The sequence below is a fragment of the uncultured Veillonella sp. genome (assembly GCF_900545795.1).
Lineage (GTDB): Bacteria > Bacillota > Negativicutes > Veillonellales > Veillonellaceae > Veillonella_A.
Map to the genome: position 1 here is coordinate 166,655 of NZ_URAR01000001.1, position 14,219 is coordinate 180,873.

13 protein-coding genes are annotated in these 14,219 nt (G+C 41.7%); all 13 read right to left on the reverse strand.

Translation table 11 applies throughout. From position 1 onward, the window contains the following. Nucleotides 1-3: 3 nt before the first annotated feature. Nucleotides 4-1,011, reverse strand: coding sequence for an iron ABC transporter permease (locus tag QZR90_RS00695; protein ID WP_295787655.1), 1,008 nt, complete (start codon nucleotides 1,009-1,011; stop codon nucleotides 4-6). Beyond that, nucleotides 1,008-2,006: an iron ABC transporter permease gene (locus QZR90_RS00700; protein ID WP_295787658.1), complete on the reverse strand. Its 999-nt coding sequence runs from the start codon at nucleotides 2,004-2,006 to the stop codon at nucleotides 1,008-1,010. Before QZR90_RS00700 ends, QZR90_RS00695 begins: the two co-directional genes overlap by 4 nt. Before the next feature lie 12 nt (nucleotides 2,007-2,018). Beyond that, a complete protein-coding gene (locus QZR90_RS00705) occupies nucleotides 2,019-4,235 on the reverse strand; it encodes a TonB-dependent siderophore receptor (protein ID WP_295787660.1) in 2,217 nt (738 codons plus the stop codon). Nucleotides 4,236-4,397: 162 nt separating this feature from the next. Then, on the reverse strand, nucleotides 4,398-5,348 hold the full coding sequence (locus tag QZR90_RS00710; protein WP_295787664.1) for a TonB-dependent siderophore receptor: 951 nt from the start codon (nucleotides 5,346-5,348) through the stop codon (nucleotides 4,398-4,400). 203 nt (nucleotides 5,349-5,551) lie between these two features. Then, nucleotides 5,552-6,310: a TonB family protein gene (locus tag QZR90_RS00715; protein WP_295787666.1), complete on the reverse strand. Its 759-nt coding sequence runs from the start codon at nucleotides 6,308-6,310 to the stop codon at nucleotides 5,552-5,554. Nucleotides 6,311-6,319: 9 nt separating this feature from the next. Next, nucleotides 6,320-6,724: a biopolymer transporter ExbD gene (locus QZR90_RS00720; protein ID WP_295787668.1), complete on the reverse strand. Its 405-nt coding sequence runs from the start codon at nucleotides 6,722-6,724 to the stop codon at nucleotides 6,320-6,322. A 12-nt stretch (nucleotides 6,725-6,736) separates the two neighbouring features. After that, nucleotides 6,737-7,339, reverse strand: coding sequence for a MotA/TolQ/ExbB proton channel family protein (locus QZR90_RS00725; RefSeq protein ID WP_295787670.1), 603 nt, complete (start codon nucleotides 7,337-7,339; stop codon nucleotides 6,737-6,739). Between the two features lie 34 nt (nucleotides 7,340-7,373). Next, the gene (locus tag QZR90_RS00730; RefSeq protein WP_295787673.1) at nucleotides 7,374-9,293 is read right to left on the reverse strand and encodes a TonB-dependent siderophore receptor; all 1,920 of its coding nucleotides are present in this window, start codon (nucleotides 9,291-9,293) and stop codon (nucleotides 7,374-7,376) included. Next, complete coding sequence (locus QZR90_RS00735) at nucleotides 9,290-10,321, reverse strand: ABC transporter substrate-binding protein (protein WP_295787676.1); 1,032 nt, start codon at nucleotides 10,319-10,321, stop codon at nucleotides 9,290-9,292. The genes QZR90_RS00730 and QZR90_RS00735 overlap by 4 nt, the downstream gene beginning before the upstream one ends. Then, nucleotides 10,318-11,214, reverse strand: a complete 897-nt coding sequence (locus QZR90_RS00740) for an ABC transporter ATP-binding protein (RefSeq protein WP_295787678.1) — start codon at nucleotides 11,212-11,214, stop codon at nucleotides 10,318-10,320. Before QZR90_RS00740 ends, QZR90_RS00735 begins: the two co-directional genes overlap by 4 nt. A gap of 13 nt (nucleotides 11,215-11,227) precedes the next feature. After that, on the reverse strand, nucleotides 11,228-12,334 hold the full coding sequence (locus QZR90_RS00745; RefSeq protein ID WP_295787682.1) for an iron ABC transporter permease: 1,107 nt from the start codon (nucleotides 12,332-12,334) through the stop codon (nucleotides 11,228-11,230). A 409-nt stretch (nucleotides 12,335-12,743) separates the two neighbouring features. Beyond that, nucleotides 12,744-12,932, reverse strand: a complete 189-nt coding sequence (locus tag QZR90_RS00750; protein WP_295787685.1) for a 4Fe-4S binding protein — start codon at nucleotides 12,930-12,932, stop codon at nucleotides 12,744-12,746. Then, nucleotides 12,929-13,906, reverse strand: a complete 978-nt coding sequence (locus tag QZR90_RS00755; RefSeq protein WP_295787687.1) for an HAD family hydrolase — start codon at nucleotides 13,904-13,906, stop codon at nucleotides 12,929-12,931. The genes QZR90_RS00750 and QZR90_RS00755 overlap by 4 nt, the downstream gene beginning before the upstream one ends. Nucleotides 13,907-14,219 lie beyond the last annotated feature (313 nt).

Below are 14,219 nucleotides of genomic sequence, written 5' to 3' on the forward strand. Positions count from 1 at the left end.
TAACTACCCCCGTTTCCGCGCTAAAATAAATAAGAAATATGGAGCCCCCACTAGAGCCACAACAATGCCTACTAACATTTCACCAGGGGCCATCACAACTCGGCCAATCCAATCAGCAGTCACTAATAGCCAGCCACCAATCAACGCCGTCAAAGGCAATACATAAGTGCAATCAGCTCCCACTAAACGCCGTGCAATATGAGGCGCTACAAGCCCTATAAAACCAATGCTCCCACCTACCGCAACACAGGTGGCGGCGAGTACTACACCAGCGCCTAAAAAGAGTAATCGACTGCGATTAATACTAACGCCTAAACCGATAGCCGTTTCATCGCGCAAAGCTAATACATTCAAAGTAATCCGCTTTAAGTACACCACTGTAAATATAAGCCCTAGTACAATGAAAAGCACCATCACATGTGCCCAGCTTGATCCGGAAATGCTCCCAATAAGCCATGCATTAACTTGGCGAAATTGCTCCGCTGATAAGGCTACAATAAAAAGCATTTGCAATGCATGTATACCGGCAGTTAAAGTAATACCACTCAATACTAGTGAATAATTTCCTTCTGATGCCCCCTGAACCAATGACAAACCATAAATACTACCCGAAGCCAACAAGGCGCCCACAATAGCAACCAAAGGTAAGACCCAAATAGGTAAGCCCTGGTTATCTGGCAAGGCATAAATTAGCAGCATTACAGCTAAACCGGCACCAGCATTAACGCCCAATAAACCAGGCCCTGCCAATTCATTGCGGGTAATTTGCTGAAACAATGCACCTGCAATACCTAGGCCCATACCGATTAATACGGCCAGAACTGCGCGGACCAAACGAAAGTCAAAGACAATTACATTTTCGTCCGCACTGCCACCACCGAGTAATACAACAAATAAGCGACTATTAGAAAAATAAGTAAATCCCGTGCTAATATGCAGAAAAAAGAATGCCGATAAAAGCAATAAAAACAAAGCACTATAAAAAATAAATTTCTTTTTATGCGTACTCATCTGCGTCGCCCCTTTCTATTTGCTAAATACAAGAAGAAAGGTACGCCAATCATAGCTGTCACAGCCCCTAAAGGCGCTTCATGAGGCGGTGCAATAGAGCGCGCTACTAAGTCGGCAAGAACTACTAAAATAGCGCCCAGTAATGCTGTAATAGGAATTAACTTTCGATAATCAATGCCTACCATTTTACGCCCCATATGAGGTGTTATAAGCCCCACAAAACCAATGGGACCCGCCACAGCTACCGCAGAGCCACAAAGCAAGAGTACAGCCACACTGGCAAGCAAACGAGTGCGCATCATATGACCGCCCAAACCGATGGCCATTTCCTCGCCGAAATTGAGTAGTGTCACTGACTTTGACAAATAAATCGCCAATACTAAGCCCACTATAGTCCAAGGCCACAAAAGTAATACTTGCGACATGCGAACGCCACTAATGCCCCCTGCCGTCCAATAACTAAGCTCTTGCGCCACATCAAAATAGACTACCAAGGCTTGTGTTATGGCCAATAATACAGCGCTCACAGCTGTCCCCGCTAAGGCTAAGAACACTGGTGACATCTTAGCACCGCTGCGATTCGCCAATGCCATGATGATCAAAGTGGCCACAGCAGCACCTATAAAAGCAAATATAATGGTCATATTAAGGCTCGCCTCTGGCATTATAATCATAGACAAAGCTAAGCCTAAAGCGGCCCCAGAGTTAACTCCCATGATGGAAGGACTCGCCATGGGGTTATTTGTTACACCTTGCATTAAGCATCCTGCTACGGCAAAACTAATGCCACAAGCAATAGCTAGCAACAAACGGGGCCAACGCAAAGTTTGAACTAATAATTCTTCTATTTGTGTTGGGTCATAGGCTGTCAATGCTTTCCAAATAATAGGCCAACTAATGGAGCGGGCTCCTACACTAAGGGAGAAGCCCGACACAATGACTAAGATAACTAATAGCAAGAACCCTAACACCCCTGGCCGTCTATACCAATTCATGGAGTACTCCTATTAGAAATCAGCTGTTACAGAAAGTGCAAATGTACGGCCAGTGCCTAAGTATACGGCATTTTCAAGAGCACGCCATCTTACTGTATCTAATACATTGTACACATTGGCACGCACTGTCATCGGCGTATTATGCCAATTAAATTTGTAGCGCGCCCCTAAATCCCAACGAACCCAAGCTGGTGTGCCTAAAGTATTCGTCGCATTAATATACGCGGAGCCATTATAAGTTAATTTCGTAGTTAAGGTTAACCCTTCCACGCTCTTCAAATCATGCTCTAAACCTAGTACAGCACTATAGCGCGGCACAGCAGCTACACGATTGCCTTCATTAGTGCCACCTTCCGTAGTTGTATACTTAGCATCGATGAAAGTAAAACCGCCTAACCAGCGTGTGCCTTCTGTAGGCTCACCAAAGAAGCTGACTTCAATGCCGCGATTGCGTTGTTCCCCATCTACGCTATACGTATTAGTTACACTATTCTCAATCAAGCTTGGCTTAGTCAATTGGAAGGCACTAACTGTAGTAGCAAATTTACCAAAGTCAAATTTAGCCCCTACTTCATATTGCTTAGTTTTATATGGTGCAAATACTTCACCATAATTACTTGCATTTGTATCAGTTACTGTTTCACCAGCTGATAAACCTTGAATGTAGTTAGCATACACAGATGTCTTGTCATTTAGCTTATGAACAATAGCAAAACCTGGTGAGAACGCCGTTTCATCATAACTAGTAACACCAGTTAAGTTATTATTCTTATAGCTATAGGTATCTGTTTTTACACTTTGTAATCGACCGCCTACCATAAATTGCCATTTCTTATCCTTTGTGGAAATGACATCGCTAATGGCAATACTCTTTAGGCTATTTTTATCATTAAGTGGCAAATAAGAAATATCATCATCAATATAGGCATCAAAACTTGGACTATATACGCTAGTAACGCCAGTACCTACTAAATCAATATTGCGATTGTTCATGTATCGCTTATAGTCAATGCGGGACGCACCAATGCTAATTTCGTGATCTAAGGAATTAGTTTCTATCTTACCTTTCACACCTAATTCAGCCGTAATGCCCTTATTTAATTGTCCATTATGTTTGTACGCAATCTTAGAGCTACCAGTAGCATTGGATAAAGTAAAGGTATTATACAAATAATCCATAGATGTACTGCGCATGCCAAATGCTGCATAAGCAGTCCAATCGTCATTTAAATCGTATTCACCTTTCCACAAACCATACTTTTCAGTAATACGGCGATATGTACCAGGTGCACCAAATTTAGTATCCTCGCCTACATCAGGAAGGGCCGTTAATTTAGCCGCCACTTTTTCTGAAATGCTTACACGATATTGTGGATTTTCTATGTCATTGTACACATAACCTAAATCGAGCGAGGTGCGCCAACGTTCTCCTTTAGCATCTAAGCCTAAAGACACTGTGCTGGCACTATTGGACTCATCTTTATAAGTCGTTTCTTGCTTACCGCGATTTAAAACAGTTAAGCTTACGCCATATTTTCCATCATTAAAACGGCGCGCCATATCGAGTTGTTGTGAGAATTGATGGCCTGTGCCATAGCTCAAAGTCACTTGGTTAACTGGTGTATCACCAGCTCGTTTAGGCACAAAATTAATAACCCCACCAACTGTATCATTTGGTGCCATGCCGCTGAGCATAGCGCTTGGACCTTTCAAAATTTCTACGCGGTCAAGGCCTTCTACACCAGTATAGAATCGCGGTGCAATGCCATATACGCCATTAAATTGCACATCTTGTTGCGTAGTTTTAAAACCGCGAATATTCCATGCATTGGAGGCACCAGATAAAGTTTGATCACTAACGGAGGCATCATTAGAAGCAACATCAATAATATTAGTGGCTTGTTGATTCGCAATCGTTTCTGCCGTAATGCCAGTCACATTGAATGGAGTATCTAGGAAATCCTTCTTACCTAGCATCCCAATGGAGTTAACACGCGAAACTTGACCACCTGCATACGTCTCTTCTGTTGTAGCTGACTCAGCCGCAGGCTTTGGAGCCTCCACATTAGTTACGATAACTTCACCCAAGTCATACACTTCGCTATCAGCAGCTTGCACGCCAGGCCCCCAAGTAGCAACTGTCCACACACCACCTAATACTAATGCACACATAATTTGTGCTCTCAAGCGTTTACTACGCCACATGCTGTTGTTCATATTGTAATTCACAATACGTCTCCTCTCTTCACACAACAATTTGGTACTTATATTTACCTATTAGTTTTATAAAAAACACACGGCCCCTTAGAGCCGTGTGTTTCTTTGTAATACCTTCAATCAATTAATTTTTAATTCTACATCTTTCGGTTTTAGCTTTGAAACTGTAATCCATTAGAATTTATGCTCCACGCCCACCACATAATGGCGTTCCGGCATAGCATAGGATCCAATGGTTGTAGATGGCTCTACTTCATAATCTTCATTAGTTAAGTTAAATGCTTGCGCATAAATCTTAGTGGAATCATTGAGCTTATAGTTAACATTAAGATCCCATACTAAATAGGAGGAATCAGAATATTTTGCCTCAGAACGGCCGGTCACATATTGAAGAATATTATTTACAGACCAACGATTCTTGTCATATGAAACCTCTAAGCTATAGCGATTAGGATTGCGATTATCTGTATAATTCACATAACCGCTACCTGTATCTTGTTTAACTTGTAAGTAACTATAGGCCGCTTTTACACGCCATGCATCAGTTAACTTATAAGTGGCACTTAAATTAAGGCCTTGGCGTTTTTCTCGATTCACATTTTCATAATAGCCAGGAATATAACTATTATTCGGACCATCATAGCCGTTTACCCAAGATAGGGCATTTTTTAAACGGCTCTTAAATACGCTAGCAGATAGTGTTAATTTTTCATTTACATCACTATCAATACCTAGGGTTACAGTCTGAGATTTCTCCTGGTCTAAATCAGGATTACCACGCCAGAATTCAGTGGCTGCATAAAGCATTTTAAGGGTTGGGTTATTTACTGCTTGCCCCCAAGATACATAGGCATGAGTATGATCATTTAGCTTTTTATTTAAGCCAATATGGGAGGCAAAGTCGCCACCAAAGGTATCGTGATGTTCATAACGTGTACCAAAATTAGCTGTCCAGCCATTGCCTAATTCCCATTTGTCTTCCACATAAATGGCCTTGCTAATCATCGATTTATCAAAGGCTACGCCATTATTTTCTTCTTTAATATGCTCCTGATTGTAAGTCACACCACTGATTAGTGTATGATCACCTATATGCCAAGTTTTCTGACCTTCTAAGCCATCCATAGATAAGTCATGGCCATAGGAGCTAGCAGAGGCACCAGAGCCAAAGCAGCCTTACTCACATACTGACCCATATACTTATGAGACTTTTTCATCGAAACCTCCATAAAGGGGGCTAACCTACACCCACACGAAATAAACACACACAGAAAACAACACGATTTGGCAATACTTATTCCCTAAAAATCTATAAAATTAATCTAACATTAATTTCTAAATGTAATGCGCCCTTCTGATACCACTGGGGTACCATTTACAGTTTTTGGACTGTAAGCACTAGACCGTGCTCGCGCTGCTGCGGCCCGGTCGTAAGCGCTATCGCCGCTGGATTGCTCTACATAGGCTTCTACAGCACGTCCTGACTCATTCACCACAACATGAATAACTACGGTGCCAGAATACCCTCTTAGCGAACGATTTCCTAAAAATTCTAACGGCTCTACTACAGTTTGAGAACCACCTGTTCCCTCGCCACCGTCACCACTACCACCAGCTTCACTACCATCACCAGAGCCAGAGCCGCTACCTTCAGCGGAGCCTTCTGCACTACCACCAACTCCAGCACCACCGGAGTAAGCCGCATCTACACTGCTATTTAAAGCACTTGGCGTAGGCTGTACTGGCGTAGGCTGAGGTTTAGGTTGCTCAATCATATCTTTGATAGGCACACCATTTTGAATACTTTGTACTTCTTCCTGAGTTAATGGTGGTGGTGCCTGCACCGCGGATTTAGCCGGTGCAGCAATTTTAGGACCACCTGTATCAGGACCGTCACCTAAAATACTAATCTCTACTGGGGTCTTATCAATCTCAAGGTCAGGCTTTTGCGTAAATGACCAAATCAGCCCGCCTACTAATAGACAGTTAACCACCAAAGACGTAGTAATCGCCATTTTCCAGCGATTTTTATAAATGTGAGCAAATGGCGAAGTAACATGCTGGTCACGCACTGCTGTATCTTCCATTCACATCACCTACTTACTTTCTGTTGCCACTGCAATTTTCGTTAATTGCATTGTTTTTAATGTATCTAATACTTGTACAAAGGCACCATATTGAGCTTTTGTATCAGCACGTAAAATAATTGTAATGTCTTCACCTTTCGCTTTTTCGAGTTGAAGACGTTTTACCATGCCATTTAGGTCCATCTTGTCTTGTTCCACATAAATAGAACCATCTTCTGTAATAGTAATTGGAATTTTACGCTGAATATCTACGGCGCCTGCTGATGCTGTTGGCAAATTAACTGGCATAGACCGTTGTACTACCATGGAAAGCATGCTCATCATGAAGAACACTAATAGGAAGAATATAATGTCGATCATCGGGATGATCATGAGCTTAGGTTTATTTGTAGTTCGAAGACTTCTAAGTTGCATCTATAAGCCCTCTTATACTAAGTCAGCTGCAGAATTCATGTACACATTACTGATTTCTTCCATATCAGTAATCAATTTGTCTTGCTTTTGTACTAAGTACGCATGAATAACAAGGGCAATAATCGCCACGCAAAGGCCTGTGGCAGTCGCAATTAAGGCCTCGCCTACACCGCCGGTAATAGCAAAAGGCTGTCCATCAGATACAGATAGTACACTGAAAGAGCTAATCATACCTGTTACCGTACCAAGTAAGCCAAGCAATGGAGATAAAGTTACAATTGTTTCTAAGTAGTTTAAACGAGAGCGTAAACGACCTGCAATAGCACCTGCTGCGCCTTGTAAGGCAGCGCTTTTAGATTTTACTGTATCGCGGTAAATCGCAGCCGTTAACATTTCAGAGGCTACGCCACCATCTTCAGCGCAAAGCGCTTCAAGACCAGATTTGTCATTGTTAGCTGTTAAGCGCGGTACTTCTTGGCGAAGCTTGTCCATATTAGACTGTGCAGCACTGTATGTGCGAAGACGTTCCACTAAAATTGCAATAGAAATAATGGAGCAAAGTAATAAAGGATACATTACTAAGCCACCTTGATGAAATAATTCTAATAATTCCATATTCTTTTTCCTCTTTTCTTATACAAACTTATTCTTAGAATTTATGCTCCACACCGACTACATAGTGGCGACCTGGCATTGCATAGGCCCCAATTGGTGTGCTATATGGCTCTACTTCATAAGCTTCATCAGTTAAGTTAAAGCCTTGTGCATAGATCTTAGTCGAATCATTGAGTTTATAATTCATAGTTAGGTCCCAAGTGAAGTACTTAGAATCTGTGTAGTATGCTGTTGAACGGCCTGTTACATATTGAAGGGTGTTAATAATGCTCCAACGATTCTTTTCATAGGTAAGCTCTACACCATATGTATTAGGATGACGGTTCTTAGCATCATTTATCATGCCGCTACCGCTATCAACTTTTTGACGCAAGAAGTTATAAAAGCCTTTTACTTTCCAAGCATCGTCAATTTTATAAGTAGCACTTACATTTAAGCCTTGGCGTTTTTCTTTATTCACATTGTAGTAAACTGTGCGGCTAATCGCTGTATTCCATTCCCAATCGATGGCATCTTTTAAATGGCTTTCAAAGACGCTAGCAGACACATTCAAGCGGTCATTAACCTGGCTATCTACACCGAGAGTATAGGTATAGGAGCGTTCTTGTTTTAAATCAGGATTGCCAATCCAATATGGTGAATTAGCATACATCATCTTCAAGGTTGGATTATTTACAGCTTGTCCCCAAGATGCATACACATGGGTACGGTCATCAAGTTTTTTATTAATGCCTACATGAGAAGCCCAATCGCCACCAAAGTTATTATGATGTTCATAGCGAGTGCCTAAATTAGCTGTCCAACCATTGCCAAGCTCCCATTTATCTTCTAAGTAGGCCGCTTTAGAATTAGCATTTTTATTGAAGCTTACGCCATCGTTTTCTTCGTCAATACTTTCTCGATTATAAGTCACACCGCCGATTAATGTATGGTCATCTAAATGCCAAGTCTTTTGGCCTTCTACACCAAACATAGCTAAATCATGCGTATATGGTGTGCCTGCAAATGGAGCATTGGATTTTTCTGTATTGCGATATGTACGAATGAATGTATCATTGCCATCACCGAAATAATACGTCGCACCATAGCTTGCATCAATCGTCTTATTCTTCATGCCTGCACCATAAGGTACGCCATTAAGAGGATCACTCAAATAAATGCCAAAACCATCATTGCGATTGCTATAAGAGAAATCTAAGCTCAAATGATCTTCTGCATAATAATGATCATAACGTGCTGTAAAGGTATCGCGATCAATCGTCGTATCTGGGAATACATGGGAATTACCATTGGCATCTTTGTATTTATAACTCTTTTGCTTTTCTTTACTATACGTTACGAAGTACGCATTTTTCTCATCCCCACCTTGAGTGACAATACTTGCTTTTTGATGGCCCCAAGTACCTACTTCTCCACGTACCGTAGTTTGTTGCCCTTCAACACCTTGTTTCGTAATAATGTTAATTACGCCTGCTACTGCTTTTTCACCATATAGGGAAGAGTTAGGACCTTTTACCACTTCAATGCGTTCAATATTTTCCACTGGAATTTGGTCAATATCAATGGAGTTAGTAGCACCTGATACAACTAAATGGTCCCAAGTAATTTTTCGACCATTTACCATAACGAGCACACGTGTATCACCATTGAGCTCTGGATACGCAGCAAATCCTTTTTTCACTACAGGCACATTATTGGCTTTTAAGGCATCAGATACACTGGCATAATTGCCATCTTCAATTTGTTTTGAAGAAATAACAGCTGTATCCGCTGGCACATCAATTTTCTTCTCTGTTACGCGATTGGCCGTAACAAGCACTTCGCCTAGATCGTATACAACAGTATCATCTACATCAGCTGCGTAGGCCCAAGCAGTACCACTAGCAGTTAATACAAAGGCAGCCATTACAGCTTTTGTTAAACGTCCACGAACAACAATGCGATTCAAATTCATTTCGAATAGTCCTCCTCAATGCCTTGGGCTATCTTTTCCAAAGCATCCACAACACGACCATTGCCATTATTTACATCAGCAAAAGGCACGGCAATAATTCGCCCCTCCCTAATCGCTTTCATACTCGATAAATTAGGGTCGCTCTTAAGCTGCGCTATAGCCTCTTCATCAGTGAGAGTCTTAGCACCTTGGCTAACGGTTACATACACAATAATGTCAGGGTCAAAAGCCAACACACGCTCTGGCCCTACAACAGAAATTTGACGGCTTGTCATATTATGACCACCCGCTTTTTTTACAATGTCATCAATGAGGTAAATGGGACCATACAAACTATATGTACTATGTCCATGCGCTTGTAAAATAATAACATTAGGTCTATAATTGCGCGCATTTACTCGTTTGACTACAGAGTTCACTCGAAACTCAAGTTGTTGTTTATATGCACTTGCTATATGAGGAACATCAAATAAATGTCCCATATCATCAATAAAAGGATAAATCGTACTCTCCAAGGTAGGCTGATTCTTCCGAACCGTGGCAGGTACTATATATACACCAGTTCCTCGGTCATACCACTGCCTTACATCACCTAGTGTGGCCGGTGTAAAATGATGCGACCAACCGATGATAAGATCAGGTGTTTGAGCAAATACTTGCTCTCGACTCGGTACATACGCATTTGTCAGCAAAGGTAATTCACTATACGCTTTGGCATAGCGCGGCGGTTCTTCCCCATAAGGGGCTACCGTCCCCACAATACGATTTCCTAAGCCTAAATCAATGAGCAGTTCCGTCGCCCCAGGATATGTGCTAATTACACGCTTTGGCGATGTAGGATAGACAAATCGCAACGGATTACCATCACTATCCACATTTTGTATTTCAATGCCCGTTTGACTTTGTGAACCTTGTCCAATCACTTGCCAATGCCCATTAGTATAAGAAAACCACGCTAGCACAGCTAGGACTAAAATACTACCTACCCCGATAAACCTTCGGCTCCAGCGCTCCCAAATAGACATCATAGGCCTAAGCCTCCTACGCTTGTCTCAGGCTCTTGCTTAGCAACAGCACTGTCTAGATACTGCGCCGGTAAGGGCCTACCCGATTCTTGGTTCCCGGCATTCCCCTTAGTAAGTCCTACATGACGAAGTGGTTGACGGCCATAGGTCACTACAGGCGTTCCATCTCGGTGATACGTAACAGAGCTCCTCACGTCATACACCTGCTCAATGAGCTCTTCCGTTATAATCTCAGCCGGTGCGCCCTGTGTAACTAGGCGCCCTTTTTTCATGATAAAAATTTCATCACAGAACAAAGAGGCTAAGTTTAAATCATGAAGGGCTGCAATCACCCCAACGCCTAAGCCTTTAATGACTTCCAATAGTTCTAGCTGATACGTAATATCTAAGTGATTCGTAGGCTCATCTAAAATTAAATATTCTGGCTCCTGGCACAACACGCGGGCTAACATAACACGCTGTTGCTCTCCACCAGATAAGGAATTAAAACTCCGATTAGCGCGGTCCAACATACCTACTGTGCGCAACGCTTCACTTGCTAAATGCAAATCTTCTTCCGTATCATCGTCAAAGCCTTTTTTATACGGGGTGCGCCCCATCATGACAATTTGCCACACCGTAAAATCAAAATTCACGGCATGAAATTGCCCCATAACACCAATCTTTTGAGCTGCCTCGCGAAGGGGAATCTCTTGAATCGGCGTCTCATCAAATGTGATGCGCCCTTCTTGTAAGGCAATGACGCGATATAAATGCTTAAGTAAGGTTGATTTTCCGCATCCATTAGGCCCCATAAGACCTACAAATTTATTAGCTGGCACAGTCATAGATAAATCATTTAAAATCTCTGCTGAACCAATTTTATAACTTACATGTTCAATGCTAATTTTATCCATCTAATCGCCCTCTCTATGCACCAAAGTTTTTACTACTGCCAAACAACAATTTCATAAAGAGAGGCGCTCCTAATAGAGCCGTTAAAATGCCAATCGGCAAATCGCCAGCAGGCAAGAGCACGCGAGACAGTAAATCAGCTAGCACTAAGAAAATAGCACCACCTAAAATTACCACTGGCAACAAACGTTTATGACCTACGCCCACAAGATTGCGCGACATATGCGGTATAACAAGGCCCACAAAGCCGATAATGCCACATTGTGATACGAGTACGCCTGTTAACAAGGCCATACATGCCATGTAAATATAACGCTTGCGAGTCGCATTAATGCCCAGTGTTATGGCCATTTCTTCGCCTAATAATAAGGCATCTAATACTCTAACTTGCGACAAAAAATATAGGCTCATTCCAGCAACTACTAAAATTGGCCACAATAACATCGACCACTTAGCATCTGCCAATGACCCCATTGTCCAAAACGCTGCACTTTGCATACCTTCTGCATCGCCAGCCATATAAATAATAAAATTAGATAAGGCCGTACATAATGCACTCACTACAGCACCTGCGAGTACTAACTTTACTGTTGAAATCTTCTTTCCCATGCCCGCTAACATTAGCACGGCTAAGGTGGCTACAATGGCCCCACCAAAGGCCCAAAGGGGAACGCCTACATTGGCCGCTCCTAAAAGATATCCCAAGAGAATCGCCACGACAGCACCTACAGAGGCCCCTGAAGCAATCCCTAATATAAAGGGCTCTGCTAAAGGATTCTGCACCGAGGCTTGCATAATCGTGCCTGAAAGAGCGAGTCCTGCGCCTACTAAAGCAGCCAATATTACCCGTGGCACCCGAATATCCCACACAATATCGACTAAAGCTGGGGCAATCTGATGTATTTCTTGGCCACTGAACTTTGCCATCACAATGGCTAACACATCACTAGCTGGAATGACTACACTTCCTAGGGCAATGGCTGCCACTATGGCAAGCAACAAAAAGGCAGTCAGACCTGTTACAGCCCAACTGCCTACTATTTCAGTACGATGCGGCGTAACATTTGGTAAACTGCTCAGGCTCTTTCCATTAGTTTTCGTCGTCAAATCGACGCGCTTCATACAAAAATTCCTCATTTCGATCACTATACTACACATAGTTACTCTACATAAAATCTGGTTTCACCATATACTGATACAGTGCTTCTAAAGAAACTACAGCACTTACTCTATGGTCTAACTCACACTCTATGGAGTCACTTCAAACGAGGCCAACTTTTGGCTTTCCTGATATACAATTTTCCAGACGCTACTTAGCATCCATTCTATTTTTTCATTATCTATTTTACACTTTTTATTTGCTGAATTTATAACATAACTAACAAACAAAAATTATTATCAAACACATTGTATAGTAAATGATATCTCCTGTCAATTACCATAATGGATTATTTACCTTAAACTACTCCTCAACACCCTCTATTACGTTACTTAACTCAATTTCTTCATCCCACATTCAAACTAAATGGAGCTAAGATTTATTTTCAATAATCTCTATAGCACCTACAGGACAAATCTCGTAACAATCGCCACAACCAACACAATTATCTAAAATTTTGTAGCAGTTTTCAAGACGGTTATCCACGATACTTTCATATTCACATTCTAAAGCACAAGCACCACAATGCACACAGCAATCCGGCTTTATAGCAAATTTCATAGGCTTGCCTTTATGACTGACTCAATAGCTACTGCTACGCCCTCTTCTTCATTGGTAGGGGCTTCATAGGTAGCCGCTGCCTTAGCCGTCATTTCTCCATTCCCCATAGCAAATGACACAGGCGTATACTCAAGCATTGAAATATCATTATTGCTATCGCCAATACACATTACTTCTTCTGCTGTAATACCTAATGATGTTGCCAATGATGCCACTGCACGCCCCTTGCTAATACCAGGCTGAACAAATTCTAAATTGCCTTCACTAGACTCGATAATATTGAACTCGGTTTGGCCTTTAAAATGTTGTAGTATTGCCTGCTTTTTTTCCTCATTGCCATAGAAAATTTGAATTTTTTCCAACTCTATGCCAGTACTTTCAATATAATCGCGCAATCCATCAACCATGGTACGGCTGGCTTGCATAAGCGGTAATAAATGAGGATCTAATTGGCTAGCAAATTCTGTCATCTCTTCTCTATCACCATAAATTGCTTCACCACAATAAGCTTCAATATATACATCAAAAGGAAGTAATGCATCCATGAGCTCCAATGCAGCTGCATTACTAAAGGATTGGTGGAATACAGTCCTCGTACTATCCGCATCCACGCGTTCTAACACAACAGCCCCATTGCTACAAATATAATGTGTAATGCGAGGCAACTTGCGCTTTACCTCAGCCATTTCCCCCCATGCGCGGCCACTAGCAACGGCCACTGTAATCCCTTGATCCATAGCAGCTTGGACGGCCGCAATGGTGCGTTCCGTTACATATTTATCTCGATTCACTAGCGTACCATCTACATCAGAAACGATAAGCTTAATCGGCTTCTTCAAAGAAAGCTCCATCACATCAGTACGTGAATGGCTCGCTGACTCCACAGCAGAGCCCCCTTTATTTACATAATTCGGCTCAATTACTTCATTCGATTTCATTACTTCGTTTTGTTCCAGTTCATTAAATTTTGTCATCATAGCCTCCTTCACATAACTGTTTAATACTTTAAATTATACACTATATATAGGATTGTTCCTATCTTTGCCCCTAGACTCAAGCTACTGAATCCAACTACTACGCTTAAATAGCTAACCACAAGCGCTAAACCTAAAATGCCAAATATAATTATTAACTTAAACTACTAAATATAAGGTCTAAGCTTAAACTACTAAGTATAATGTCTAAGTTTAAATTACTACACATAATTTCTATGCTTGGACTTCTAGATCTAGTCCCGAAACTTAAACAATCTAAATGTAATATTTAATTTTCTACGTATATCTTATA

Excerpts from the sequence above, each read along its gene's own strand:
- QZR90_RS00695 (WP_295787655.1), bottom strand. The coding sequence starts at position 1,011 with ATGAGTACGCATAAAAAGAAATTTATTTTTTATAGTGCTTTGTTTTTA.
- QZR90_RS00700 (WP_295787658.1), bottom strand. The coding sequence starts at position 2,006 with ATGAATTGGTATAGACGGCCAGGGGTGTTAGGGTTCTTGCTATTAGTT.
- QZR90_RS00710 (WP_295787664.1), bottom strand. The coding sequence starts at position 5,348 with ATGGATGGCTTAGAAGGTCAGAAAACTTGGCATATAGGTGATCATACA.
- QZR90_RS00715 (WP_295787666.1), bottom strand. The coding sequence starts at position 6,310 with ATGGAAGATACAGCAGTGCGTGACCAGCATGTTACTTCGCCATTTGCT.
- QZR90_RS00720 (WP_295787668.1), bottom strand. The coding sequence starts at position 6,724 with ATGCAACTTAGAAGTCTTCGAACTACAAATAAACCTAAGCTCATGATC.
- QZR90_RS00725 (WP_295787670.1), bottom strand. The coding sequence starts at position 7,339 with ATGGAATTATTAGAATTATTTCATCAAGGTGGCTTAGTAATGTATCCT.
- QZR90_RS00730 (WP_295787673.1), bottom strand. The coding sequence starts at position 9,293 with ATGAATTTGAATCGCATTGTTGTTCGTGGACGTTTAACAAAAGCTGTA.
- QZR90_RS00735 (WP_295787676.1), bottom strand. The coding sequence starts at position 10,321 with ATGATGTCTATTTGGGAGCGCTGGAGCCGAAGGTTTATCGGGGTAGGT.
- QZR90_RS00740 (WP_295787678.1), bottom strand. The coding sequence starts at position 11,214 with ATGGATAAAATTAGCATTGAACATGTAAGTTATAAAATTGGTTCAGCA.
- QZR90_RS00745 (WP_295787682.1), bottom strand. The coding sequence starts at position 12,334 with ATGAAGCGCGTCGATTTGACGACGAAAACTAATGGAAAGAGCCTGAGC.
- QZR90_RS00750 (WP_295787685.1), bottom strand. The coding sequence starts at position 12,932 with ATGAAATTTGCTATAAAGCCGGATTGCTGTGTGCATTGTGGTGCTTGT.
- QZR90_RS00755 (WP_295787687.1), bottom strand. The coding sequence starts at position 13,906 with ATGACAAAATTTAATGAACTGGAACAAAACGAAGTAATGAAATCGAAT.